Origin of the sequence: Nocardiopsis codii (genome assembly GCF_036327455.1) — a bacterium.
Lineage (GTDB): Bacteria > Actinomycetota > Actinomycetes > Streptosporangiales > Streptosporangiaceae > Nocardiopsis > Nocardiopsis codii.
Window position 1 is genome coordinate 17,426 of record NZ_JAUZMY010000044.1, and the last position, 24,953, is coordinate 42,378.

25 protein-coding genes are annotated in these 24,953 nt (G+C 73.9%); 15 read left to right on the forward strand and 10 right to left on the reverse strand.

The window, feature by feature from the left end:
* The first annotated feature begins 51 nt into the window (after positions 1–51).
* From ccmA to Q8791_RS28800, 6 genes are all read left to right on the forward strand, one after another.
* A complete protein-coding gene (ccmA, locus tag Q8791_RS28775) occupies positions 52–669 on the forward strand; it encodes a heme ABC exporter ATP-binding protein CcmA (protein WP_330094983.1) in 618 nt (205 codons plus the stop codon).
* Positions 666–2,141 carry a DUF6297 family protein gene (locus tag Q8791_RS28780; protein WP_330094984.1) on the forward strand — a complete coding sequence of 492 codons (1,476 nt, stop codon included), beginning with the start codon at positions 666–668 and terminating at the stop codon, positions 2,139–2,141. The genes ccmA and Q8791_RS28780 overlap by 4 nt, the downstream gene beginning before the upstream one ends.
* A gap of 190 nt (positions 2,142–2,331) precedes the next feature.
* Positions 2,332–3,261, forward strand: coding sequence for a ribonuclease Z (locus Q8791_RS28785; RefSeq protein WP_330094985.1), 930 nt, complete (start codon positions 2,332–2,334; stop codon positions 3,259–3,261).
* A gap of 136 nt (positions 3,262–3,397) precedes the next feature.
* A complete protein-coding gene (locus Q8791_RS28790; protein ID WP_330094986.1) occupies positions 3,398–4,681 on the forward strand; it encodes a metallophosphoesterase family protein in 1,284 nt (427 codons plus the stop codon).
* A gap of 230 nt (positions 4,682–4,911) precedes the next feature.
* On the forward strand, positions 4,912–5,697 hold the full coding sequence (locus Q8791_RS28795; RefSeq protein ID WP_330094987.1) for a putative protein N(5)-glutamine methyltransferase: 786 nt from the start codon (positions 4,912–4,914) through the stop codon (positions 5,695–5,697).
* A 232-nt stretch (positions 5,698–5,929) separates the two neighbouring features.
* A complete protein-coding gene (locus tag Q8791_RS28800; protein WP_330094988.1) occupies positions 5,930–6,640 on the forward strand; it encodes an ArsR/SmtB family transcription factor in 711 nt (236 codons plus the stop codon).
* Between the two features lie 264 nt (positions 6,641–6,904).
* On the opposite strand, the gene Q8791_RS28805 is transcribed toward Q8791_RS28800, so the two are convergent.
* A complete protein-coding gene (locus Q8791_RS28805; protein ID WP_330094989.1) occupies positions 6,905–8,563 on the reverse strand; it encodes an FUSC family protein in 1,659 nt (552 codons plus the stop codon).
* A gap of 77 nt (positions 8,564–8,640) precedes the next feature.
* Here Q8791_RS28805 and Q8791_RS28810 point away from each other — a divergent pair, with 77 nt between their 5' ends.
* Both Q8791_RS28810 and Q8791_RS28815 read left to right on the forward strand, forming a co-directional pair.
* Positions 8,641–9,126: a MarR family winged helix-turn-helix transcriptional regulator gene (locus tag Q8791_RS28810; protein ID WP_330094990.1), complete on the forward strand. Its 486-nt coding sequence runs from the start codon at positions 8,641–8,643 to the stop codon at positions 9,124–9,126.
* Positions 9,127–9,213: 87 nt separating this feature from the next.
* Positions 9,214–10,254 carry an aminotransferase class V-fold PLP-dependent enzyme gene (locus tag Q8791_RS28815; RefSeq protein ID WP_330094991.1) on the forward strand — a complete coding sequence of 347 codons (1,041 nt, stop codon included), beginning with the start codon at positions 9,214–9,216 and terminating at the stop codon, positions 10,252–10,254.
* Positions 10,255–10,287: 33 nt separating this feature from the next.
* On the opposite strand, the gene Q8791_RS28820 is transcribed toward Q8791_RS28815, so the two are convergent.
* On the reverse strand, positions 10,288–10,695 hold the full coding sequence (locus Q8791_RS28820; RefSeq protein ID WP_330094992.1) for a pyridoxamine 5'-phosphate oxidase family protein: 408 nt from the start codon (positions 10,693–10,695) through the stop codon (positions 10,288–10,290).
* Between the two features lie 157 nt (positions 10,696–10,852).
* Here Q8791_RS28820 and Q8791_RS28825 point away from each other — a divergent pair, with 157 nt between their 5' ends.
* On the forward strand, positions 10,853–11,248 hold the full coding sequence (locus tag Q8791_RS28825; RefSeq protein WP_330095008.1) for an Hsp20/alpha crystallin family protein: 396 nt from the start codon (positions 10,853–10,855) through the stop codon (positions 11,246–11,248).
* Positions 11,249–11,379: 131 nt separating this feature from the next.
* On the opposite strand, the gene Q8791_RS28830 is transcribed toward Q8791_RS28825, so the two are convergent.
* Entirely contained in the window at positions 11,380–11,946 is a 567-nt protein-coding gene (locus Q8791_RS28830) for a TetR/AcrR family transcriptional regulator (RefSeq protein WP_330094993.1), read from the reverse strand.
* A gap of 329 nt (positions 11,947–12,275) precedes the next feature.
* The gene (locus tag Q8791_RS28835) at positions 12,276–13,511 is read right to left on the reverse strand and encodes an MFS transporter (RefSeq protein ID WP_330094994.1); all 1,236 of its coding nucleotides are present in this window, start codon (positions 13,509–13,511) and stop codon (positions 12,276–12,278) included.
* 137 nt (positions 13,512–13,648) lie between these two features.
* Between Q8791_RS28835 and Q8791_RS28840 the strand changes: the two genes are divergently transcribed.
* Complete coding sequence (locus Q8791_RS28840; RefSeq protein WP_330094995.1) at positions 13,649–14,572, forward strand: helix-turn-helix transcriptional regulator; 924 nt, start codon at positions 13,649–13,651, stop codon at positions 14,570–14,572.
* A gap of 364 nt (positions 14,573–14,936) precedes the next feature.
* Positions 14,937–15,881, forward strand: a complete 945-nt coding sequence (gene pip / locus Q8791_RS28845) for a prolyl aminopeptidase (RefSeq protein WP_330094996.1) — start codon at positions 14,937–14,939, stop codon at positions 15,879–15,881.
* 141 nt (positions 15,882–16,022) lie between these two features.
* Here pip and Q8791_RS28850 read toward each other — a convergent pair whose 3' ends face one another.
* Genes Q8791_RS28850 through Q8791_RS28860 form a run of 3 tightly spaced genes read right to left on the reverse strand, consistent with a single transcriptional unit; the run spans position 16,023 to position 18,935 of the window.
* Positions 16,023–17,198, reverse strand: a complete 1,176-nt coding sequence (locus Q8791_RS28850) for an aminotransferase class V-fold PLP-dependent enzyme (protein ID WP_330094997.1) — start codon at positions 17,196–17,198, stop codon at positions 16,023–16,025.
* Between the two features lie 58 nt (positions 17,199–17,256).
* Positions 17,257–17,910 (reverse strand): response regulator transcription factor, encoded by a 654-nt coding sequence (locus tag Q8791_RS28855; RefSeq protein WP_330094998.1) that lies wholly within the window; start codon positions 17,908–17,910, stop codon positions 17,257–17,259.
* Complete coding sequence (locus Q8791_RS28860; RefSeq protein WP_330094999.1) at positions 17,907–18,935, reverse strand: sensor histidine kinase; 1,029 nt, start codon at positions 18,933–18,935, stop codon at positions 17,907–17,909. The genes Q8791_RS28855 and Q8791_RS28860 overlap by 4 nt, the downstream gene beginning before the upstream one ends.
* Before the next feature lie 303 nt (positions 18,936–19,238).
* Between Q8791_RS28860 and Q8791_RS28865 the strand changes: the two genes are divergently transcribed.
* On the forward strand, positions 19,239–19,571 hold the full coding sequence (locus Q8791_RS28865; RefSeq protein WP_330095000.1) for an SHOCT domain-containing protein: 333 nt from the start codon (positions 19,239–19,241) through the stop codon (positions 19,569–19,571).
* A 207-nt stretch (positions 19,572–19,778) separates the two neighbouring features.
* The gene (locus tag Q8791_RS28870; protein ID WP_330095001.1) at positions 19,779–20,768 is read left to right on the forward strand and encodes an adenosine deaminase; all 990 of its coding nucleotides are present in this window, start codon (positions 19,779–19,781) and stop codon (positions 20,766–20,768) included.
* A 257-nt stretch (positions 20,769–21,025) separates the two neighbouring features.
* On the opposite strand, the gene Q8791_RS28875 is transcribed toward Q8791_RS28870, so the two are convergent.
* Positions 21,026–21,517 carry an SCO6745 family protein gene (locus Q8791_RS28875; RefSeq protein ID WP_330095002.1) on the reverse strand — a complete coding sequence of 164 codons (492 nt, stop codon included), beginning with the start codon at positions 21,515–21,517 and terminating at the stop codon, positions 21,026–21,028.
* Between Q8791_RS28875 and Q8791_RS28880 the strand changes: the two genes are divergently transcribed.
* On the forward strand, positions 21,498–21,872 hold the full coding sequence (locus Q8791_RS28880) for a hypothetical protein (RefSeq protein ID WP_330095003.1): 375 nt from the start codon (positions 21,498–21,500) through the stop codon (positions 21,870–21,872). The two genes, Q8791_RS28875 and Q8791_RS28880, sit on opposite strands and share 20 nt — an antisense overlap.
* A 475-nt stretch (positions 21,873–22,347) precedes the next feature.
* Here Q8791_RS28880 and Q8791_RS28885 read toward each other — a convergent pair whose 3' ends face one another.
* Together Q8791_RS28885 and Q8791_RS28890 are read right to left on the reverse strand one after the other, a co-directional pair.
* Positions 22,348–23,322, reverse strand: coding sequence for a DUF2332 domain-containing protein (locus tag Q8791_RS28885; protein ID WP_330095004.1), 975 nt, complete (start codon positions 23,320–23,322; stop codon positions 22,348–22,350).
* Between the two features lie 212 nt (positions 23,323–23,534).
* On the reverse strand, positions 23,535–24,488 hold the full coding sequence (locus tag Q8791_RS28890) for a GlxA family transcriptional regulator (RefSeq protein ID WP_330095005.1): 954 nt from the start codon (positions 24,486–24,488) through the stop codon (positions 23,535–23,537).
* Between the two features lie 135 nt (positions 24,489–24,623).
* On the opposite strand from Q8791_RS28890, the gene Q8791_RS28895 reads away from it, so the two are divergent.
* Positions 24,624–24,953, forward strand: a 330-nt coding sequence (locus Q8791_RS28895; protein WP_330095006.1) for an SDR family oxidoreductase, incomplete at its 3' end; no start/stop codon positions are given.

The window sequence follows — 24,953 nt, forward strand, 5'->3', positions numbered from 1 at the left end:
AACGCTCGGGGCGGCACCCGCACACGGCGGCCCGGGCCCTAGTCTGGGCCGATGACCGAACCGATCATCGTGGCCCGCGACGTGGGTGTGGAACTGGGCGGCACCCCGGTACTGAGCGGAGTCCACCTCACGGTCGCCCCCGGAGAGGTCGTCGCGGTACTGGGCGCCAACGGCGCGGGCAAGACGACCCTTCTGCGCTGCCTCGCCGGCCTGCAGCACACCGAGGGCCACGTGCACGTCCTGGGCCGCCCACCCGTCGACGCCCCGGATTTCTGGCGCGAGGTCGTCCTGGTCGGCGACGAACCCACCTGGTACCCGGGACTGACCGTGCGCGAGCACCTGGAACTGATGCGGGCGGTCCACGGACCCGGGCGGATGGAGGCACGAGAGGCCCTGGAGCTGTTCGAACTGGACGGCTGCGCCGACCGGGCCCCCTCCTCCCTGTCCACCGGGCAGCGCCAGCGGCTCTCCCTGGCCATGGCGCTCCTGCGTCCGAGCCGGCTGCTTCTGCTGGACGAGCCCGAACGCGGGCTCGACGCGGCCTTCCGGGAACGGCTCGCCGGGCTGCTCTCCGCGTACGCCGACGACGGCGGCACGGTGGTGATGGTGACGCACGACCCGCGGTTCGCCGAGAACACCCGCCACGTCTCCCTGGAGGCCGCCGCGTGAGCGAGGCGGCGCAGATCCGCGCCCTCGTACGGTCCCGGGCCCGCACCCACCGCACCTGGTCCGACCGGTACATCACCCTGCTGGGCCTGGGCCTGCTGGTAGTGGTGGCGTTCCCCATGATCGGCCGCGCGGTGGCGGCCGTGCCCAGCGCCGCCGACCCCGCGCGGGCCGGCGCGGGCCTGGCCCTCATCGCGTTGCTGCTGGCAGCCGCACTGACCCTCGCACGCGTGGTGGGGCCGGTGGGGGTGTCGGCGGCGGACGCGGCCTGGCTGGTGCTCTCCCCGCTGCCGCGCCGTACCGTGCTGGCCCCCACCCTGCTGATCCTCGCCGCGGTGTGCGCCGTGGTCGGCGCGATCCTCGGCCTGGCACTGCTGGGCGCGCTCGGCGCCACCGACGCTCTGGCGCTCCGGCTGCTCGCGTCCCTGGCCCTGGGCGTGTCGTGGACGCTGGGCGGGACGGCGGCGACCGTGCTGGCGCAGGCGTCCCAACCCTGGGGCGACCGGCTGTTCGCGGTGCTCGTCGCCCTCGTGGTGGCGGCGGTGGCCGTGGCCGCCATGAGCACGGGGCCGGGGCAGGGCGCCCTCGCCGGCATCGCGTCGGCCCCCGCAGCCGTGTGGACGGCGGCGGCGTCCGTCTCGGCCACCGCCGCCGCCGCTCTGGCGTGGCGGGCCTGGGCGGTCCTGGCGAGCATCCCGGCCCGCGCGGTCCTGCGCGCCTCGACCCGGATGGGAGTAGCCTCGGGCGCGCTCCTGGGGATGGATCCGGGATCGCTGACCCTGATCGCCGAGGACGCGCACTGGCGGTCGCGCGTCCTGCGCTCGCGCGCGTGGCCCCCACGGCTGCGCGGGGCGGTTGCGGTGGCCTGGCTGGACTGGCGGGCGCTGGCACGACGGCCGGGACTGCTCGCACTCGTGGCGGCGGCGACCGTTCTGCCCGTGCTGGCCGCACGGGCGGGCGGCGGGACGCCCGGCGCGCTGGTCGTGCTCGCCGCGGGCGCGCTGGCGGTCGCCGCGACCGGCACAGCGGGGGCGCGCCGGGACGCCGGGGACGCGGCGCTGGCGCGGTTGCTGGGCACCGGCCCGCGCGCGCTCCTGACGGCGCGGGCGGTGCTGCCCGCCCTGCTCGGCGGCTCCTGGCTGGCCCTGGCCCTGGCCTGGCTGGACCTCGCGGGCCCCGGCGGTGCGTCCTGGCCGCTCGGGCTGCTGTGCGCGCCGGCGCTGGCGGCGGGCGCGCTGCGCCTGGCGCGGCGCCACCCCGTGGAGCACGCGATGCCCGTCATGGACACACCCCTGGGCCCGGTTCCGCTCGGTCCGCTGGTGTGGGCGCTGACCGGCGCCGACATCGCCGTACTCGGATGCCTGCCCGCGCTCCTGGCGCTCACCACCGGGACGACCGGACCGCTGCTCGCGGCGCAGGCGGTGTGGGGGACGGCGGTGCTGGCGGCCTACTGCGCCGCACCCGGGCGCGCGTAGGCACACCGGCCCGGGGCACGCGCACCGGCACCTCCGACGGCCCCGCACCCGCGCCGACGGTCCGGCGGGGGCGGGACCGTCGGCCGGCCCGCCCCTCGCGGAGGCACACGCGGCCCCGCCACCGAGGCCCCGGGCCCACCGCCGTCTCCTGCGGTGATCCGCCCGGACCCCGTGTGGCACCATCCCTGTCATGTCCGTACGCGAACTCGTCGTCCTGGGAACCTCCAGCGCCGTGCCCACCCGCCGCCGCAACCACAACGGCTACTTCCTGCGCTGGGACCGCCACGGCCTCCTGTTCGACCCCGGCGAGGGCACCCAGCGCCAGATGCGCCTGGCCGGGCTCGCCGCCACCGACATCACACGCATCTGCCTCACCCACTTCCACGGCGACCACAGCCTCGGCCTGCCCGGCACGATCCAGCGCATCGCCCGGGACCGGGTGCCCCACACCGTACGGGTGTCCTACCCCGCCCAGGACGAGGAGTACTGGCGCCGGCTGCGCCACGCCACCCCCTTCCGCGACACCGACGTCATCCAGCCCCAACCGGTCGGCGGCCTGGGCGCCTGCCTGCTGGGGGAGGACGACCTGACCCTCACCGCGCTGCCGCTGCGCCACTCGGTCACCGCCTACGGGTACCGGCTCGCCGAACCGGACGGGTGGCGGATGGACCCCGCGAAACTGGCCGCCCACGGGGTGCACGGCCCCCTGGTGGGGCGCCTGCAACGCGAGGGCGCGGTCACGAACGGGGACGGGCTCCGGGTGGAGCTGGCCCAGTGCGCCCACCCGCGCCGCGGCCAGGTGTTCGCGTTCGTCATGGACACCGCCGAGTGCGAGGGGGCCCTGGAGCTGGCGCGCGGCGCGGACATGCTGGTGATCGAGTCCACCTACCTGGACTCGGAGGAGGCGCTGGCCACCTCCTACGGGCACCTGACCGCACGCCAGGCCGGGCGGATCGCCGCCCGGGCGGGGGTGCGCACCCTGGTGCTGACCCACATCTCCGAACGCTACGAGCAAGGCGAGGACCCGCGCTTCACCGCCGAGGCGCGCTCGGAGTTCGACGGGAACATCGTCCTGGCCCAGGACCTGGACCGCATCCCCGTCCCCGCCCGCGACTCCTAGACCCGCGAAGCACCGGCACGCCGGGGCCGGCGAGTTCACCGGCAGGACACGGACGAGCGCCGCGCGTTCACTCAGCGTTACCCCGTGGTCGCTACGTTCACACCGTCAGCGCACCCGGCAGAAAGGCCCGGCACCCATGCCCGCCTCCCCCCGCTCCGCCGCCCGCCGCACCCTCGCCGCCCTGGGCGGCGCCGCCCTCACCCCGGCCCTCCTGCTCACGTCCACACCCCACGCCCTGGCCCAGACCGCCCCCGAACGCGTCATCCTCTCCCCCACCGCCGACCCCTCCACCTCCCAGACCCTCACCTGGCGCACCGCCCACGACGGGGACCAGGTCCTGGAGATCGCCCCCCAGACCGCCCCCGACCAGGTCACCCGCGTCCCCGCCCACGCCACCGCCCGGATCGGCGGCACCTACCACGCCGCCACCGCCACCGGCCTGGAACCCGGCACCGCCTACCGGTACCGGGTCGGCGACGGCGCCCAGGCCCTCACCCCGTGGCGCACCCTCACCACCCCCGCCCCGACCGCACAACCCTTCGACTTCCTCTACTTCGGCGACATCCAGAACGACATCACCGAGGGCGCCGCCCCCGTCGTCCGCGCCGCCCTGGCCGCCGAACCCGACGCCGAGCTGGCCGTGCACTCCGGCGACCTCATCGACACCGCGAACAGCGACGCCCAGTGGGGTGAGTGGTTCGACGCCCTCGGAGCCGACGCCACCGGCACCCTCAACCACATCGCCGCGCCCGGCAACCACGAGTACTCCGGCTCCGCCCTGAGCGGCCACTGGTCCCCGCAGTTCCCCGGCGCCGCCAACGGCCCCACCTCCGGCCGGGACCTGCCCGAGACCGTCTACCACACCGACTACCAGGGCGTACGGTTCATCGTCCTCAACTCCAACTACCGCAACGCCGCCCCGCTCGACGCGGCCGCGTGGCTGGACACCCAGCGGCGGTGGCTGGAGCAGGCCCTGAGCGAGAACCCCCACCGGTGGACCGTGGTCACCTTCCACCACCCGGTGTTCTCCAACAGCCCCGGCCGCGACAACGCCCCCGTGCGCGACGCCTGGCTGGACACCCTGGAGGAGTACGACGTGGACCTGGTCCTGCAGGGCCACGACCACTCCTACAGCCGCGGCAACCTGGTGGCGAACCGCACCGAGGACCCCGACGTGCAGACCGGCCCCGTCTACGCGGTCACGGTGACCGGACCCAAGATGTACGACGTCGGCGACGGCAACTGGACCGGCAACGGCGCCGAGGCCCGCGTGCAGCTGGGCCGCACCCAGACCTTCCAGGCGGTGTCGGTGGACGGCGACACCCTGGAGTACGAGGCGCGCACCGCCCGGGGCACGGTCGTGGACTCCTTCACCATCGTCAAGGACCAGGACGGCAAGCGCGTCACCGACACCCTCTGACCCACGCAGGCCTTCCCTCCAGGGGTGTCCCCGTGTTCGGGCGGGGACACCCCGCTCCTCGTTCGAACACGGGCCGGGCCTTCGGGCCGGGATAGACTGGGAGGGCACCACGACGCAGTACCGGCCGGGGAGGTGAGAACGATCAGCGCAGTCGCAGGCGCGGCGTTCCCACCGCGAGGACACACCGTCCCGCAGTAACCGGAGCGCCCACAGGTCTTCGAAAGGCTCACGTGGCGTCCCCACTCCCACCACCCCTCCCCCTGCCCGACCTGGTCCGGCGCCTGCGCGCCGCCGGGTGCGTGTCCGCCGAGCAGGAGGCGGACCTGATCACCGCCACCGCCCGCACCCCCGGCGAGGCAGCCCGGATGGCCGACCGGCGCTGCGACGGGCTCCCCCTCGAACACGTCCTGGGCTGGGCGCTGTTCTGCGGGCTGCGCATCCAGGTCGACCCCGGGGTGTTCGTGCCCCGCCCCCGCACCGAGTTCCTGGCCCGCAGGGCCACCGCCCTGCTCCCTGCGCACGCGCTCGCCGTCGACCTGTGCTGCGGCTCGGGCGCCCTGGGCGCGGCCCTGGCCGCCGCCCGACCCGACATCACCCTGCACGCCGCCGACATCGACCCGGCCTGCGTCGCCTGCGCCCGCCGCAACCTCCCCGGGCGCCGCGTCCACCAGGGTGACCTGTTCGCGGCACTGCCCTGCGGCCTGCGCGGCCGCATCGACGTCCTGGTCGCCAACGTGCCCTACGTGCCCACCGACCGGATCGCCCTGCTCNCCGCGGAGGCGCGCGAACACGAGACCCTCAGGGCCCTGGACGGCGGCGCCGACGGCCTGGACCCGGCCCGCCGGGTCGCCGCCGGAGCCCGCGCGTGGCTGGCCCCGGGCGGGCACGTGCTCGTGGAGGTGGAACAGGAACAGGTGCGCCGGGCCACGGCGGCGTTCACCCGGGCGGGCCTGTCCTGCCGGGTACTCGTCGACCCCGACCGGGAGGCCACCGTCCTGGCCGCCACCCGGGCGTGAACACCGAGGCGACCGGAAGGGCCCCAGCCGTCACCGGAGCGGGGACCCGCAGGACCCCGGAAGGCCGGTGTGACCGCGTCACGGCGGGGACGGCACCGTCGACCCGCACAGCGGAGCCGGTACCCGACCGGGCGGCCCGGTCCCGCGCCGCCCGTCGCCGCACACGGCCCGCACCCGCGCGACCTGGAAGGTTCGTCGGTGAGCGCACCGTCCGTGACGCATCATGGAGAACATGCACGCTCCCGACGGCCCCCGCCTGGCCTCCCTGGCCGCACTGCTCGCCGACCCCACCCGGGCCGGGGTGTGCCTGGCCCTGCTGGACGGGCGCGCCTGGACCGCCGGAGAGCTCGCCCGCCACACCGGCGTGGGCGCCTCCACCATCAGCGCCCAGCTGACCAAGCTCACCCTGGGCGGACTCCTGACCCAGGAACGCCAGGGCCGCCACCGCTACGTCCGCCTGGCCGACGCGGGCGCCGCCCACCTGGTCGAGACCCTGGCCGCGCAGGCCGCCCCCGCTCCCGACCCGCCGCGCACCCTGCGCGCCTCCCGCGCCGGCGAGGCCATGGCCGCCGCCCGCACCTGCTACGACCACCTCGCCGGGCGCCTGGGATGCGCCGTCACCGACGCCATGACCCGCCGCGGCCTGCTCCGCCAGGACACCGGGTTCGCCCTCACCGACGAGGGCCTGGCCTGGTTCACCGACCAGGGCATCCCCCTGGAGCACACCGGCAGGCGCCCCCTGGCCCGCCCCTGCCTGGACTGCACCGAACGCCGCCCGCACCTGGCCGGGACCGCCGGCGCCGCACTGTGCGCCCACGCCCTGGCCGCCCACTGGTGCACCAGGATCGGATCCGGCCGCGCCCTGAAGGTCACCGACCGGGGGGAGCGAGCCCTGCGGGACTCCCTGGGCCTGGACCCCGCGACACTGCGCCGCTCACCGTAGCGTCCGCGCCCCGGCGTCGTCCCGTGACCTCATCGCCCAGCCCCCGGCGGTGGCCCGCCACGGCCGCCGCCCGCGCCGCCGTCGTGTCGTGGGCCTCGGCTTTCGTCTCCATCCGCAGCGCCGGCGAGTTCCACTCCCCCGGCCCCGGGCCGCCTGAGGGCCGGGGCCTGCTCGCGGCCCCGGCGCTGACACGCGCCGGGCGGCCTGCCGCGCACCCGTCCCGGCCCGGACCGGGGGCCCGCGGCCCCCTCCTACCCAGGGGGCTCAGGTGTGCCCGGGGGTGCCGCGGGGGCTGTCCAGCAGGGTGCGGGCGCGGCGGTGCAGGTCCTCGACCTCGTCCGTGCGCGCCCCGCCGGAACGGGGTTCGCCCGCGGACAGCGCGTGCGCCTCGCGCAGCGCGACCAGGGCGCGGGTCAGGCTCCGGCGCGCGGCCGGGTCGCCGGCCCCGTCACCCTCCAGGGCCCGGTGCGCCCGCTCCCCCTCGGTCAGGGCGGCCTCCAGGTGGTCGCCGGCCCTGCGGTTGGCCAGCACCGCGCACACGACGATGCCGACCGCGGCTCCCAGCACGGTCGCCCACAGGCGTTCGGCTGCCAGGCCCTCCGCCGCTCCGCCGGGGTGGGCCAGCCCCGACAGGGCCAGGGTGAGCGGGGTGACGAACACGATCGCGTAGGAGTAGTTGGTCATCACCACCGTCTCCGCGGCCATCTGGCAGAGCACCACCAGCACGATGATGCCCAGCGGCGAGTAGTCGAAGGAGAAGAGCACGGCCGCCAGCACCACGCCCACGACGGTGCCCAGGGCGCGTTGCAGGGTGCGGTGCCAGGTGGTGGTGACGTTGGTGGCCTGCAGGACCGACCCGGCCGAGACGGCCGCCCAGTACCCGTGTTCCATGCCCAGCGCCCAGGCCAGGGATCCGGCGAGCAGGGAGGCCAGGCCCACGCGGGCCACCGACACCGGGGTGGGCGAGGGGGCGCGCAGTACGGCGCGCAGGCGCACCCCGGGGCCGGGCGCGGGGGTGTGGTGGCGGCGCAGGTGGGCGGCGTGCGCGGCCAGGGCGGTGTGTTCGCGGTCGCCGACCAGGGGGCGGACCGTGCGGTCGCACCGTGCACGGCGGGCGAGTTCGCTCATCTGCGCGGCGGCGCGGGCGTCGGCGACGGGGTCCCCGGTGCCGCCGAGCAGGGCTTCGGCCCGGGCGGTGAGGATCTCCAGTGCCTCCAGGGCGGGGGCGCTGCGGGGCCGGGCGGTCCGGGGGCGGGAGAGCAGGGTGGTCCAGGCGTGCTGCACCGCGGCCTCCGCGGCGGCGCGGGTGGCGGCGGTGCCCTCGCGCAGGTGGCGGGCCAGGGCGTGCAGGGCGCGCGCCACGGCCAGGCGTTCGGGGGCGGTGGGGTGGGTCAGCGCCCCGACCATGGCCACCGTCCAGCACAGGGCGGCGGCCGCCGCCGTGGTGGCCGTCTCCAGGGGCAGCGCCGCCAGGGTCTGGGGGTTGTAGGCGGACACGCCGGTGGCGAAGACGAACATCAGTCCGGCCGGGGGGCCGAAGGCCAGCGCGTCGGAGAGGTACTTGGCCGCGGCGGCCACCAGGGAGCCGACGACGATCGCGGCCAGGGTGTGGGAGAACAGGGCCGAGGCCAGCCCGCCGACCGCCACGGCGAGGGTGAGGGCGGATCCGACCACGGCCAGGACCCAGGCGCGGCGGGCGTAGGTGTCGTCGCGTGCGTACAGGGCGGTGAAGCAGCCCATGGCGGCGTAGGGGGCCAGGTCCACGCGCCCCAGGGCGTGGAGCAGGAACAGGGGCAGGGCCACGCACGCCCCCGCCCGCAGGGCGGTGACGGCGACGTTGCCGCGGACCCGGCGGGGGACGAAGGCCTCGCGGACGCTGAGGGTGCCGCGCACGGACGCCACCACGGACAAAAAGTAATTCACAAGTAAATTATCTTAGTGTGGTTCACTGGCACCCAACAAGAGCGGAGAGGGAGACCTCCCCCACCAGGAAGGCCACCATGAGCGACGCCGTCTCCCGATTCCTCCACAGCTGGACCCGCCTGCACCCCGACCTGGACCTGTCCACCATGGCCGCCGTCGGCCGCGTCCTGCGCCTGGCCGCCCTGATGAACAACATCACCGAGGACGGGCTCGCCGACACCGAGGTCACCCGCCCCGAGTTCGAGGTCCTGGCCGCCCTGCGCCGCTCCCCCGACGGGCTGCGCCCCCGCCAGCTCACCCGCGAGACCATCGCCTCGGGCGCCGCCACCACCAAGCGCCTCACCCGCCTGGAAGCCGCCGGGCTCATCACCCGCACCCCCCTCGAACGCGACCGCCGCGAGATCCAGGTCCGCCTCACCGACCGGGGCAGCGCCCTCGCCGACACCCTCTTCGCCGACCAGCTCGACCGCGAGGCCGCCGTCCTGGCCCCCCTGACCACCGACGAACGCGCCCAGCTGGCCTCCCTGCTCTCCCGCGTCCTGACCCCCATCGACCGCGCCTGACCCCACGATCCCGGAACCCCCACCCGGCGGAACCGGACACCGCCGGGCCCGCACCCCGCACACCACCGCCTGGCACACTCGGCCACCATGGACACCTTCGACCACCTGTGGAACACCGACACCGTCTGGCTCAACACCGCCCAGTACGGCATCCCGCCCGCCCCCGCCCACCAGGCCCTCACCGACGCCCTGCACACCTGGCAGGCCGGCACCGGCGACCCCCTGGACTGGGGGCGCGCGGTCCAGGAGACCCGCACCCACCTGGCCGCACTCGTACACGCCCCCGAGGACGACATCGCCCTGGGCTCCAGCGCCTCCCAGATCACGGGCACCCTCGCCGCGTCCCTGCCCGACGGCGCCCACGTCCTGGTCCCCCGCGACGAGTTCACCTCGATCGTCTACCCGTGGCTGTCCCAGGCCGACCGCGGCGTCACCGTGCGCGCCGTCCCCCTGCCACACCTGGCCGAGAACGTGCGCCCCGACACCCACCTGGTCGCCTACAGCCTGGTGCACTCGGCCACCGGACAGATCGCCCCCACCGCCGACATCACCGCCGCCGCCCGCACCCACGGGGCCCGCCTCGTCGTCGACGCCACCCAGGCCACCGGGTGGCTGCCGGTGCGCGCCACCGACTACGACGCCCTCCTGGGCGCCACCTACAAGTGGCTCATGACCCCGCGCGGACTGGCCTTCGCCTACCTGTCACCGGCACTGCGCTCCGAACTGCGCCCCCACAACGCCGGACCGCTCGCCGCCCGCGACCCGGCGGCGTCCCTGTACGCCACCGGCGCCGAACCCCACCTGGACCTGGCCGACACCGCCCGCGCCTTCGACACCTCACCCAACTGGTTCGCGTGCGTGGCCGCGGCCGCCTCCACCCGCGTACTCCTGCGGGCGGGCGTGGAACGCGTCCACGACCACAACGTCGCCCTGGCCGACCACCTGCGCGCCGCACTGGGCCAAGCGCCGGGCGGATCGGCGATCACCTCGGTGGAGCGGCCCGACGCCGCCGAACGCCTGACCCGGGCGGGGATCGTCACCACCCGCAGGGGCGCGGGGACCCGCCTGGCCTTCCACCTGTACAACACCCTGGACGACGCCGAGCGCGCCGCCCGCGCCCTGCTCTGAGGCGCCCCGCGGGCGCGGTCGCCCGGGCGCGGTTCAGCCGCCCTGCGCGGACGGTCGCACGTTGCCCAACTCCCGGGTGACCGCGATCTCGATGGCGACCCGCGCGGGGTTGGGGCGCGGGGCCTTGTAGCGCGCGGTGTACAGGCGCACCGCCTCCGCCACCGCCCCGGGCTCGCCCGTCACCGTCGCCGTGCCCTCCAGCGTGCACCAGCGCGCACCCTCCACCTGCGACACCGACACCAGGGCGCCGGGGTGCGCGGCCAGGTTGCGGGCCTTGAAGCTGGCCCCGTCCGCGATCACCCGCACCAGGCGGCGCACGGGGTCATAGGTCGCCCCGACCGGGACCTGGTGGATACTGCCGTCCGGTCGGGGGCTGGCCAGCATGCACAGGCGGCGCTCCGCCCAGAAGGCGAGGAAGGGGTCGGTGGGAGCGTCGGACACGGGTGGCTCTTCTCGGATCGGCACTGAAGGCCCCCAGTATCCCAGAACGACCGGAGTGCGGTGGCGCACACCACATTGACGCGCCCAAGTCCGTCAATAAACTTGAGTCCATCAGCATCAAGTTATGTTTCTGAGATCATTTCGGGGGTTCACCACCATGCTGCTCACCCGCACCATCCCCTTCGACATCTCCCGCACCGCCGCCGGCGCCGCACAGCAGCGGACCGTCCCCATGGACGTCTCCCGCACCGACGGCGAACTCCTCGTCCAGCTCGACCTGCCCGGCGTCCGCGCCGACAGCATCGACCTGGAGGTCGAGCGCGACGTGCTCACCGTCCGCGCCCAGCGCCCCTCCCGCCGGGAGGGGGCCAGCCCCGTCGTGACCGAGCGCCCCACCGGCGCCTTCACCCGTCGGCTGCGCCTGGGCCAGAACCTGGACACCGACAACATCAGCGCCGACTACACCGACGGCGTCCTGACCCTGCGCCTTCCCGTCACCGAGAAGGCCAAGCCGCGCAAGATCCTCGTGGGCCAGGGCGGCACCGCCGCCTGAGGCGGACGCCGGACAAGGCACGGGGACGAGGGTGCGGGGCCACGGGGATCCCGCACCCCCGAACACGGCAACGCGCCGGGGCGCCCCACGACGGGGCGCCCCGGCGCGTCGCGTCGCGGACGGCGCGCGCCTCAGGCGGCGCGGGCGCCGTCCAGGAACAGCGAGACCAGGGTGGCCGCCGCCTCCTCGGGACCACCGGGGGCCATGTCCACCGCCCGGGCCAGGTGCAGGAAGGCGTTGCACAGCAGCGCCGGGTCCGCCCCGGTGAGCTCCCCCTCGGCCACCGCCTGGGCGAAGCGCGCCGTCACCGGCTCCAGCAGCGTGGACACGTACGCCTCGCGCAACTCCTTCTCCACGTCCCCCTCCAGTTGGTCCAGGGAGTCGAACAGGTGCTGCTCGAAGGAGGAGGTGGCCCCGGTGGGGTCGGCGACGGCGCCGACGATGACGGCCCTCAGCTGGGGGACGAGCCCGCCGGGCGTGGCCAGCGACTCCTGCAGGCTGCGGCCGCGCCGTTCGATGAAGTCCAGGGCGACGAGCTTGTGCAGGGTCTCCTTGCCGCCGGAGAAGTGGTGGTAGAGCGTGGGCTTGCGGACGCCGACCTCGGTGGCCACGGCCTCCAGCGAGGTGCCCCGGTAGCCGCGTGCGGCGAAGTGGGCGGCGTAGACGGACATGGCCCGGGCCCGGGTGTCGTTGGTCATGGTGATGTCCTCATGTGGTGGTGGGAGAGCAGGCCGGTGCCCCGACCTGCGAACATCACTCTACCGATCGGTCGGTAGAGTGGCAAGTCGGGGCTCACCGCCACCCGGGGGCCGAGGAGGATCGCTCCAGGACGTGGCGGTGGAGCCGCGACCTGGGCGACGGTTCGGTAGGCGTTGTTCGCCCCGGCCGTGCTCTACCCGCTCGAACACCAGATCCCACTGTCCGGCTTGACCGTGCTCTCCCGCCTGGCCGGTGGGGTGCGCAAGGCGGAGAACGCCCGCACCCGGTGTGCACCCGAACCGGGCGCCCTGCTCCAGGCGTGCGCGGGTCAGAACAGGGCGTGCACGCCCCCGGGACCCACCCCCGTGTCACGGCGGCGCTGGACCACGGCCAGCACGGTCGCGGGAACCAGGGTCAGGGCGGCGATGGCCGTCCCGACGACGAGGGGGCCCGTCACGCCCAGACCGGTTCCGAGGGCGATGCCGCCGATCCAGGAAGCAGCCGCGGTACCGACGTTGAAGGCCGCCACGCTGAGCGAGGACCCCAGGGTGGGCGCGTGGCCGGCGTAGCGGACCGCCAGGGAGATCAGCACCGGGTTCGCACCGAGGCCGAACAGCCCGAGCAGGACCAGCAGGACCGTCGTCGGGACCGACGCGCCGGAGACGAAGCAGAGCACCAACAGGATCAGGGCGGTCGCCAGCGGCGCGAGGATCGTCGCCGTGTGCGGTCGGCTGTCGCCGAGACGGCCGCCCAGCACGGACCCGACGAGCGAGCCGACGCCGAAACCGGCGAGCACCAGCGGAACGAGGTCGGCGGGGACGCCGGTCCGCTCGGTGAGCAGCGGCGCGATGTAGGAGTACACGGCCAGGACACCGCCGGTGGTGGCCGCACAGGCCGCCAACGCCAACCACAGTCGGCCCGAGCGCAGAGCGGCCAGCTCCGAGCGGACCGACACCGACCGGTGCCCGTCTCCGCCGCGGGGGACGTGGCGGGCGATCATCGGCATCGCGACGACAGCGAGGACCGCCAGCGCCCAGAAGGTGCCGCGCCAACCGACGAGCTGCCCGGCGAACGCGCCGAGCGGAACACCCAGGACGGTGGCGAGCATCCCTCCGGCGTTGACGACGCCCACGGCGCGCGAACCCGCCCCCGGGCCGGCGAGACGGGTGGCGACCACCGCGGCCACGGCCCAGAACGCACCGGTCGCCAGAGCGGTGAGGAACCGTGCGGCGAGCAGCACCGCGAAGTCGGAGCCCACGGCGACGATCACGTGCCCCAGGGCGAACACGCCCAGAGCGAGCACGAGCGTCACCCGCTGCGGCATCCGCAGGGTCAGCATCGCCATCAGCGGTGCGCCCACGACCATGCCGACCGCGAAGACCGTGATGAGCATCCCCGCCCGGGCGACACCCACCCCCACATCAGCGGCGATCTCGGGCAGGATCCCGGCCACGACGAACTCCGTCGTGAGCATCAGGAACGTCCCCAGTGCCAGGGCGTAGATGACGAAGGGAAGACGGGACGAACGACCCTTCCGGGAAACCCGGGTGGCTTCATCGTGCATGGCGGACCTCGCGTCGTGGTGATGCCTTCGCTGTCACCCCCACTCCACCGGCCACCGCCACTGCGGAGAAGGTCGCGTTTATCGGGGGTACAACCTCAACCCCCCTGAGCCGCTCACCTGCACCTATCGTGGATGGCATGGACAACCGTGCGGACATCAGGGGCTTCCTCGCCAGCCGACGCGCCAAGCTGTCCCCGGAACAGGTCGGGCTTCCCCCGGGCTCCCGCCGTCGGGTCCCCGGGTTGCGCCGCGAGGAGGTCGCCGCCCTGGCCGGGGTGAGCATCGAGTGGTACACCCGGCTGGAGAAGGGCCACATCGCGGGGGTGTCCGAGGAGGTGCTCGACGCCGTCGCCCACGCGCTGCGCCTGGACGAGGAGGAGCGCACCCACCTGTTCGACCTGGCCCGCGCCGCACGTCCGGCCCACCGCAAGGCGACCCGCCGCCGCGAGGTCGCCCTCGCCCCGCCTGTGCAGTGGATGCTGGACTCCATCACGATGTCGGCGGCGTTCGTGCGCAACGGCCGACTGGACGTGGTCGCGACCAACGCCCTGGCCAGGGCGTCGCACGCGCCGATGTTCGACAGCCGGACGACGACCGCCCACGGGCGGGCCAACTTCGCCCGCTACCACTTCCTCGACCCCACCTCCCGCGACTTCTTCGCGGACTGGCAGGCGGGGGCCGCGATGACCGTGGCACTGCTGCGCGCCGAGGCCGCACGCGAACCCCACGACCAGGCGCTGCGCGAACTCATCGGCGAGCTGTCCACCCTCAGCGACGACTTCCGCGTCCTGTGGGCCTCGCACGACGTGCGCATCCACCACGGCGGAACCAAACGCCTGCACCACCCGCAGGTCGGCGACCTTGAGCTGACCTTCCGGTCCCTGGACCTGCCGACCGCACCGCGGGCCGTGCACGACCTCTCGCTCTACACCGCCGAACCGGGGTCCCCGCACGAGGAGAGGCTCAAGCTCCTCGCGAGCTGGTCCGCGCCCAGCACGGCCCCCAGGCGGGAGAAGCAAGATCCACTGACCGCCCCCGAAACCCGGCCGAGCAAGAACTAGCGCCCGGGAAAGCTCATGAGGCCTGGTCCCCTGAAGGCCCGGCACCAGGAAGAGCAACCCGCGACCTTGGCCGGGGCCATCTGCCACCCGGCCCACTGCACGGGCCTACGGGTGGCGCAGACCGTCGCGTCGGAGGTGGCCCACGTGCGGCTCTCAGCGCGGCAGGGGAGAGTGCGGGTGCGGGGCAAGGACCGGTCGGGCGGCAAGGACCGCACCGTTCCGTCGCACCCCCAGGCCCGCGCCGCCCTGGAGGAGGAGCTGGACGAGCCCGGCCCCGCCTCCCCACCCGGAACCCGCCCCCTCGGATCGGCGCCCACCCCTGTAGTAGAGTCCCCCGCCCACCCCGGCGACCGCGGAGGCCACCATGACCGACCCCGCCCCCCACACCCAGGGCGTACTCGACACCGCAGACGGCCACCACCTGTACTGGCACGAGTACGGCAACCCCCACGGCCACCCCGCCTTGGTCCTGCACGGCGGCCCCGGCGGCGGCTGCCACCCCGGCTACACCCGCTTCTTCGACACCGACCGCTACCGCGTCATCATGCTCGACCAGCGCGGCAGCGGACGCTCCACCCCCAACGCCCGCCACACCACCACCGACCTCACCACCAACACCACCCACCACCTCCTCGACGACATCGAAGCCCTGCGTACCCACCGGGGCATCCACACCTGGCACGTCCTGGGCGCCTCCTGGGGCTGCACCCTGGGCCTGGCCTACGCCCAGACCCACCCCGACAGGGTCAGCGCCCTGGCCCTGGTCGCGGTCACCAACACCACCGCCGCCGAAGTCCACTGGCTCACCCACGCCATGGGCCGCGTCTTCCCCGAGGAATGGGAGCTCTTCCACCACGGGGCCGGCCCCGGCGCCGACCCCCACGACCTGTCCACCGCCTACGCGCGCCGCCTCGCCCACCCCGACCCCCGGGTGCGCTTCGAGGCCGCCCGCGCCTGGTGCCGGTGGGAGGACGTCCACGTCTCCACCGCCCCCGGCCACACCCCCAACGCCCGCTTCGCAGACCCCGACTTCCGCATGACCTTCGCCCGCCTGGTCACCCACTACTGGTCCCACGCGGCCTTCCTCGACGGCGACCAGCTCCAGCGCGACGCCCACCGCCTGGTCGGCACCCCCGGGGCCATGGTGCACGGACGCCTGGACATCAGCGGCCCCGTCGACATCGCCCACCGCCTCTCCCGGACCTGGACCGACGCCTCCCTGGCGGTGGTCGAGGAAGCCGGGCACAGCGCGGGCACCGTCACCCTCCTGGGGGCGGCCCGCGCCGCCACCGACCGGCTCGCCCCCTGACCCCACCCAGAACACCGGCCCCGGGCCCTTCCCAGCACACCGCCCCCTCCGGGCCGGCGCGCCACCAGCCCCCGCCCGCACACAGCGCGGCGCCCCCACCCGCACGGGCGGGGGCGCCCAACAACCAAGCCGGGACAACCGCTACGCGGCACGCTCCTTCAACTCCCGCACCAACACCTCGACCTCCTCCTCGGTGTTGAAGTAGTGCACCGACGCCCGCACCGCCTCATCCACCCCCACCTTGGCCTCCCACACCTGGTTCCACACCCGCGCCACACTCACGTTCACCCCGGCCCCCACCAGACGCGCCCGCACATGCTCCGCCGGAACCCCCTGCACCGCGAACGTCACGATCCCCGACCGCACCGGCCCCCGATCCAACACCCGCACCCCCGCCACCTGCCCCAACCGGTCCCGCGCGTACTCCGCCAAAGCCCCCACACGCTCCCGGATCCGCTCCAACCCCAACGCCACCGCGTAGTCCACCGCCACACCCAACCCGATCTGACCGGCCACACTCCGCTCGAAACTCTCGAACCGGCGCCCGTCCGCCCGCACCCGGTACCCGCCCTCCCCCACCCAGTGCGCCGACGACACGTCCACCACCGCCGGCTCCACCAGATCCGCCCCCGCACGCGCGTACAGGAAACCCGTCCCCCGCGGCCCCCGCAGATACTTGCGCCCCGTCCCCGTCAACAGGTCGCACCCCAACCGCTCCACGTCCAGATCCCACTGCCCCACCGACTGGCACGCATCCAACAGGAACAACGCACCCGCCGCCCGACACAGCGCCCCCACCTCCTGCACCGGATTCACCAACCCGTTGTGCGTGGGCATGTGGTTCAACGCCACCAACCGCACACCGCCCCGCCCCAACTCCCGCTCCAACGCCTCCAGATCCACCACCCCGTCCGGACCGTCGGGCACCACCTCCACCCGCACCCCCCGCTCCCGGGCCGCCTTCACCAACCCCAACGCGTTACTGGGGTACTCACTCGTGGTCGTCAACACCCGGTCCCCCGCCTCCAGGCGCACCGAACCGAACCCCGCCTCCCACGCACGCGTCGCACTCTCCACGAACGCGATCTCCTCCGGCCGCGCCCCCACCAACCGCGCCACCGCCGTGTAGAACCCCTCCACCCGCGCCTCGGCCCGCTCCGCCGCCTCATAGCCGCCCACCTGCGCCTCCAACCGCAGATGCCCCACCATCGCGTCCATCACCGGCACCGGCGGCAACGACGAACCCGCATTGTTCAGATGCACCAGATCCGCCACCGCAGGGGTGTCCGCCCGCACCGCACCCACGTCGATTCCCATACACCGCCGCCTTCCAGGAGGGGACCACCAACCCCGGGGAACCTACCCAGCACCCGGCTCAGCGCACCAACCCCGCCCGGAACGCGAACACCACCAACTGGGCCCGATCCCGAGCCCCCAACTTCACCATCGCCCGACTCACATGCGTGCGCGCCGTCGCCGGGGACACCACCAACCGGCCGGCGATCTCCTCGTTGCTGAGCCCCTCACCCACCAACGCCACCACCTCCCGCTCACGCCCGGTCAACACCTCCACCCTGCGCACCTCGCCCCCGGCCGGGCTCCGCGAGGTGAACGCCGCCACCACCCGCCGCGTCACCGACGGCGACAACAACGCCTCACCCCGCGCCGCCACCCGCACCGCAGCCAACATCTGCGCCGGATCACTGTCCTTGATCAAGAACCCCGACGCCCCCGCCCGCAACGCCTCGAACACGTACTCGTCCAACTCGAACGTGGTCAGCACCACCACCCGCGTCCCCGCCAACGCCTCCTCCGCGCCGATACGACGCAACGCCTCCAACCCGTCCACCACCGGCATCCGCACATCCATCAACACCACGTCCGGGCGCAGCTCCCGCACCAACCGCACCGCCTCCAACCCGTCCGCGGCCTCCCCCACCAGCTCCAGGTCCTCCTCCGTCTCCAACAACACCCGCAACCCCATCCGCACCAACGCCTGATCGTCGGCCACCACCACCCGCACCCTCACACCCGACCCCCCAACGGCAACTCCGCCACCACCGACCAACCCCCACCCGCCCCAGGACCCACCCGCAACACCCCGCCCACCGCACCAGCACGCTCCCGCATCCCCGCGATCCCCGACCCCTCACGCACCCCGCCCACCACACCCACACCCTCATCCACCACCGACACCACCACCATCCGCTCACCCCGCTCCACCACCACCCGCACCGGCGCCCGCCCACCCGCATGACGCACCACGTTCGTCAACGCCTCCTGCACGATCCGAAACGCCGCATGGTCCACCGCCCCCGGCACACCACCCGACCCCTCCCACACCAACTCCACCCGGCGCCCCGCCGCACGCAACTCACCCACCAACGACTCCAACCGGCCCAACCCCGGCAACGGCCCCCGCTCCGCCACCCCGCCCTCCCCGCGAAACACCGCCAACGTCCCCCGCAACTCCTCCAACGCCGACCGGCTGCTCTCCCGGATCGCCTCCAACGCCACCGCCGCCTGCTCCGGCCGCCGATCCACCACATGCAACGCCACCCCCGCCTGCATGCTGATCACCGACAAACTGTGCCCCACCAGGTCATGCACCTCACGGGCGATCCGCAACCGCTCCTCATAGCGGTGCCACGCCACCTCCTGCTCCCTCTCACGCCGCCGCGACTCCCGCCGCGCACGCACGAACACACCAGCCCCCGCCGGCACCGCCATCGCCCCCACCGCGAACACCACCGCCGTCACAGCACCCCCGTCCACCCACCCCCACCACGGACGACCCGCCTGCGACAACAACCCCGACACCACCACCAACGGCCCCGCCCACCCCAGAAAACGCCCCACCCCCATCCGCAACCCGGCCGAGAACACCACCAACGCCGGCAACACCAGCACAGGCCCCGGCGGATGCCCCGCCCCCAGGAACAACGCCATCCCGCACGCACCCGCCACCAGCGCCGCCACCGGCCACACACGCCGCACCACCACAGCGCACACCAGCACACCCACCGCCACCCACACCGACCAGGGCACCACCACCGCACCCCAGTCCACCCCCGCCGGCGGACCACCCCTCCACGGCCCCGGACCCGGCCCCCCGCCACGCCACGCCAACTGCCCGCGCACCGCCCCCACCACCAACACACCCAGCACCACGCCCAGGACCCCGTCCCAGACCAGCACCCGCACACGACCTCGCACCTCAGCCACACCCCGACCCTAGAACCACCACCCCCGCACGTCATCGCACCCACGACGCAGACCCCCTACGCCCACCGACGTACACCAGGAGTCGACACCCGGGGGACGACCGCGACCACCCACCACGCGCACAGTGGACCCATGAACACCGCAACCGCCGCACTCGCGGCCACCACCGCGGCCCACACACCCCCCTGGGGGGACGGACCGCCACCCTTCGCACCACTGGGAGCACTCATGTTCTGCCTGCTCATCGCCCTCATCGCCGGCGCCGTCCTCCTCACCGTCCTACGCACCCGCCACGGCGCCCCACCCTGGGCCCCCCGCCCCGCCGCACCCGAGGACGACGCCCGCCGCACCCTCGCCGACCGCTTCGCCCGCGGCGACATCACCGTCGAGGAGTTCATGGAAAGGGCCAGCGCCCTCAACTGGAACCCCGGCAAGGACGACACCCCCCGGCGAGGCCGCCGCTGACCCGCCACCCGCGCCGGCCGGCCGTCCCCGCGCCGACGCACCACCCGCGCCCGGGCCACCACCACATGGACCCGGGCGCACCCCGTGCCCACCCCGCCACCGGGCCACGGTGTGGGCGACACCGCCCCCACACCCGACCCACCCACCCCCACCCATCAGCCACAATGACCACACACCACCACAACACCCACGAAGGAGCACCCCGCCATGCCCCTGCCCAAAGCCGAACTCCACCTCCACATCGAAGGCACCCTCGAACCCGAACTCGCCTTCGCCCTCGCCCACCGCAACAACCTCACCCTGCCCCACCCCACCGTCGACGCCCTCCGCGACGCCTACTCCTTCACCGACCTGCAGTCCTTCCTCGACCTCTACTACGCCCTCATGGACGTCCTGCGCACCGAAGCCGACTTCACCGACCTCGCCGACGCCTACCTCACCCGCGCCGCCGCCCAGGGCGTCCGCCACGCCGAGATCTTCTTCGACCCCCAGGCCCACACCAGCCGCGGCATCGACCTGGACACCGTCATCAACGGCCTGGCCGCCGCCCTGGACACCAGCCTCGAACGCCACGGCATCAGCACCGCCCTCATCCTGTGCTTCCTACGCGACCGCCCCGCCGCAGAAGCCCTCCACACCCTCGACCAGGCCCGCCCCCACCTGCACCGCATCACCGCCGTCGGCCTGGACTCCGCCGAGGTCGGCCACCCTCCCGAGAACTTCACCCACGTCTTCGCGGCCGCCCGCGACCTCGGCCTGCACTGCGTCGCCCACGCCGGAGAAGAAGGACCCGCCTCCTACATCTGGCAGGCCCTGAACCTCCTCGAAGCCGAACGCATCGACCACGGCATCCGCGCCCTGGACGACCCCGACCTGCTCACCCACCTCGCCCGCACACAGACCCCCCTCACCGTGTGCCCCCTGTCCAACGTGCGCCTGCGCACCGTCCCCACCCTCGCCCAACACCCCCTGCCCGCCCTCATCGACGCCGGACTCCTCATCACCGTCAACTCCGACGACCCCTCCTACTTCGGCGGCTACGTCCACGACAACTACGAAGCCCTCCACACCCACCTGGGCCTGGACGACGCCACCCTGCGCCAACTCGCCCGCAACTCCTTCACCGCCTCCTTCCTGCCCCCCGAACGCAAGAAGGCCCTCATCGCCGAAGTCGACGCCCACCCCACCACCTGGTAGGCGGCCTGCTTCCCCTGCGGAGGCGTCGGTGAGCGGGTCGCCTCACCCAGGTCGCTGGAGGCGCGGTGTCCGTCCGCCAGTTGTCAGGCAAGGCGAGGGCCGACGCGGCCGGCCGGTGCGCGTGTTTCCAGAAGTAGCGGCCGGCGATGAGCGCCCGGCCACCCCCGAAGCCACTCAGCGGTTGCTTTGCGACTCACCGGAGCCTCGGACGAACCAGACCTCCATGTCCGTTCGTCCCGGCTACACGAGAACGGCGCCTACCTGGCGGCCTCCGGATCCGCGGACTGCGTGTCTCCCATCTCCACCCGGAAGGGGTATGTCCTGGCTGCGGTGAACGCGTCGTGGATCGGCATGATGAGCGAGGTGAGGCGACGGACGCCGGCGTCGCCGATCGGCGTCCACAGCGCCGCGCAGTGCTCGTCGGTCTCGACCTCGATCTGCTCGCGCGCCGCGATGCCGGCATCGGTAGCGGTGCCGTCGGCGTTGAGCCAACCGCGTGCGACGAGGCGTGTCGTTGCCGCAGCCACTTCCTCGTCGTCCCACAGCCGAGTGGTACGCGCGATCGCTTCCGGGAAGTGACCTGTCGCGGTTTGCGGAACGGTGCAGTCACACGGCCCGAGGTCGTTGGCGGCGAGCACGATGAAATGCGCGTCGCCGCGCCACTCGCGCAGCACCGTGATCTGCTGCCACAGCGCGACGAGCGGATCGGCTGGGAGGGGAACCGAGGCGTTGGTCACCTTCGACGACATCGCCGACGAGCCGATCCCCCGCGTACGCCAGTCCGACCCGTTGTTGAACGCCTACTGGCGGCTCGATCCCCGGCCCGACGGGCGGCCCGCGCCCGACGGCCCCCTGGTCGAAGCCCTCGAGGACAAACACGAACTCATCGCCGCCGGGCAGGCCGTGGCCATCGGGCCGCCCCTCGACCACGCGACCGGCCTGCATCCCAGCCTCACCACCGTCCCGTTGCACGGGGTCGAACCGAGCCAGGTCGTACTCGCCACGCGCACCGGCGACCGCAGCCGTCTGGTCACCGCTTTCCGCAAGCATGCCGAAGCTCTGCTCACCGGAACCCGCCCTGCAGGGCCGATCCGCCCGACATGATCAGCGGCAGCTCCGCCCGCACACGCAAGCGACCATGGCCCGCGCCTGCTCTGCCGCCGCAGCGTCCCGACGAGATCGGGGGTCTCCTCCCAGGACGTCCTACGCGCCGCTGACCCGGACGACGCCGAGCGGGCCGCACCCGATCAGGGCATGGACAGCACGGCGCGGTCAGGGCTGCACCTCGCGCGTCAGCACCACACCCGATGCGCACCGCGCTCACCACTCCCGATGCCGGCCTTTCGACAGCACCCGCCTCCCGGTGGTCGACGACGTCGGCGGCCGTGCGGTCGGCCCGCTCCTCGGAGCACCGAACACTATTCGGCCTCAACGGGGCCGTCCACCGCCACATCCTGGAGCAGCCCTCCACACCCCCGGGTTGCTCTGCGGCTCACCGTAGCTTCGGGAGAACCGGGCCTCGACCCACCGCCGGACCCCTCCCACCACACGCAAAAAAAGGGGCCCGACCACACCACCCTCACACCCAGGCCACCGACTGCCCGTGCCCACCGGTGTACGCCACCACCCGACCATCCACCGCCAGCGTGAAATCGGTGTCCACCACCGGCTCGGCGTTCTCCCACCCCGGGAACACCCGCCACCCCTCGTTCGACACCCAGCGCCCCCGCACCCGCCCCACCGCCCGCTCGAACGCCTCCCGCCGCTCCCGCGGCAGGTACGCCAGCACCGCACTGTGGAACACCACCAGCGTCGCCCCCTCAGGAGCCCACGCCGCCACCTCCCCCAACCGCTCCACCAGATCCCCCTCCACCAACAGCGGAGGATCGGCCGCCACCACCGACGCCGCCCCCCGCAACCGCTCACGCCGCACCGCCTCGGCCTCCCCCGGCCAGACCAGCGACTCCAACCAGCGCACATCCCCCTCATCGCCCGCATCCAACGGGTTCACGTCGATCCCCGCACGCCACACCACCTGCGGCACCCGATCCGGCACCGGCACCCCGCCCGAGGTCGCACACTCCAACAGCACCGGGCTCTGCGCCGGGCCGACCTCCGCCCCGCCGTCGAAGGAGTACCGGTACCGGTCCGGGTACAGGCACAACCCCGCCGACGCCCCCACCTCCAACAGCGCCAACGGGCCCGGGATGGACGCCAGCACCGGCAGCAGGGTCGCGCAGCGCCGCACCTCGTTGGTCTGGGTGCGCCGCTCCAGCACCACCGAGCGCACCTCACCCCAGTGCCCCACCAGCCACTCACGCCATGCCTGCCACGTCTGCACCGGCCCGCCCAGGAACCGCACCGCCCCCAACAGCAGGTTGGGCTGGCGCTTGGCCCCCTCCGGCAGGGACGCCACCAGCCCCAGCACCTCCTCGTCCTGTGCCAGCTCCTCACAGATCCGCGCGTAGGCGGGGGAACCCCCCGCCGCGCAGTGCCGGGCGAAAGCCCGGTAGCTGCCCGCGATGTCCGCTCCGATGTCGGCGACAGGATCCATGGCGACGCTCTCTTTCACGTAGAGGGGGGACCGGGAGTCCGCGAACCGGTCCTACCCGCCCACCACCCGCCCCGCTCCCGCGACACCCCCGCACACGCACCACGCGGACGAGCGCACCACCGCCGAACAGCGCCCCCGCGCCGCCCCCGAGACGAACACCACACCGCACCCGCCCACAGCACAACCCGCAAGGGAGAAAAAAAGGGGGGGCCTCAGGCGGCCCCCGAACGGAACCGCTCCCGGTACCGGGCAGGCGCACACCCCAGCGCCCGCACGAACGCACGCCGCATCACCTCCGCACTCGCGAACCCGCACCTGCGCGCCACCGCCACCACCGGCGCCTCACCCTCCTCCAGCAACCGCCGCGCCGTCTCCACCCGCACCCGCTCCACGTACCGGCCCGGCGTACACCCCACCTCCCGGGCGAACACCCGTGCGAACTGGCGGGGAGACAACCCCACCCGCTCCGCCAACGCCCCCACCGACAGATCACCCTCCGGATGCTCCGCGATCCAGTGCTGCACCTCCCGCAACGGCTCCCGCTGCGCCGCCTGCACCGACAGGTGCGTCGAGAACTGCGCCTGGTTGCCCGGCCTGCGCAGGAACACCACCAGATGACGCGCCACCTCCAACGCCACCCGCCGCCCCAGATCCTCCTCCACCAGCGCCAACGCCATATCGATCCCCGCCGTCACCCCCGCCGACGTCACCACGCGCCCCTCACGCACGAAGATCGGATCCGGCTCCACCCGCACCGACGGGTACTCCCGCCCCAACCGCTCACAGAACGCCCAGTGCGTGGTGGCCCTCAACCCGTCCAGCACACCCGCCTCCGCCAACAGGAACGCCCCCGTGCACACCGACGCCACCCGTCCCACCCCCCACGCGTGCCCACGCAACCACCCCACCAACTCCGGCTGTTCCTCACGCGTACCCGCACCCCCCGGCACCACCAGGGTGTCCACCCGACCCACCCGCTCCAACGCCACCGACGGAACCAACCCCACACCGCTGGAGGCCACCACCGCACCCCCGCCCAACGACGCCGTACGCACCCGATACCCCGACCCCGACGCAAACGCCGCCCCCGCGAACACCTCCAACGGACCCGTCACATCCAGGCTCTGCACACCGTCGAAGACGACCACCACCACCTCATGGACCATCCCCCCACCCCACCACCCGCCCACCACGACCGCAAGGACACACACCCCACCCTTCCCGCCACCCCGCCCGCCACCTTGACCTCAACCAAACTTCAGGCACGACCGTGGGAACCACACACCCACACAAGGACACCCATGCACCTGATCACCACACCCACCGGCACCGTCGGACACCACGTCCTGACCACCCTGCTCACCCACGCACGCCCCGTCCGCGCCCTCGCACGCAACCCCCACCACCCCCGCATCCCCCACGGCACCCCCACCGCCCGAGCCGACCTCCACACCCCCACCACCTGGCCACACGCACTCCAAGGCACCACCTCCGCCTTCCTCGTCTGGCCCCACCCCACCCTCGACCACGCCGCCGACTTCATCACCGCCCTGGCCCACCACGCCCGCCACATCGTCTACCTCTCCTCCGCCGGAGCCGACCCCCCCCCCCCCCCCCCCCCCGGAGGCGCC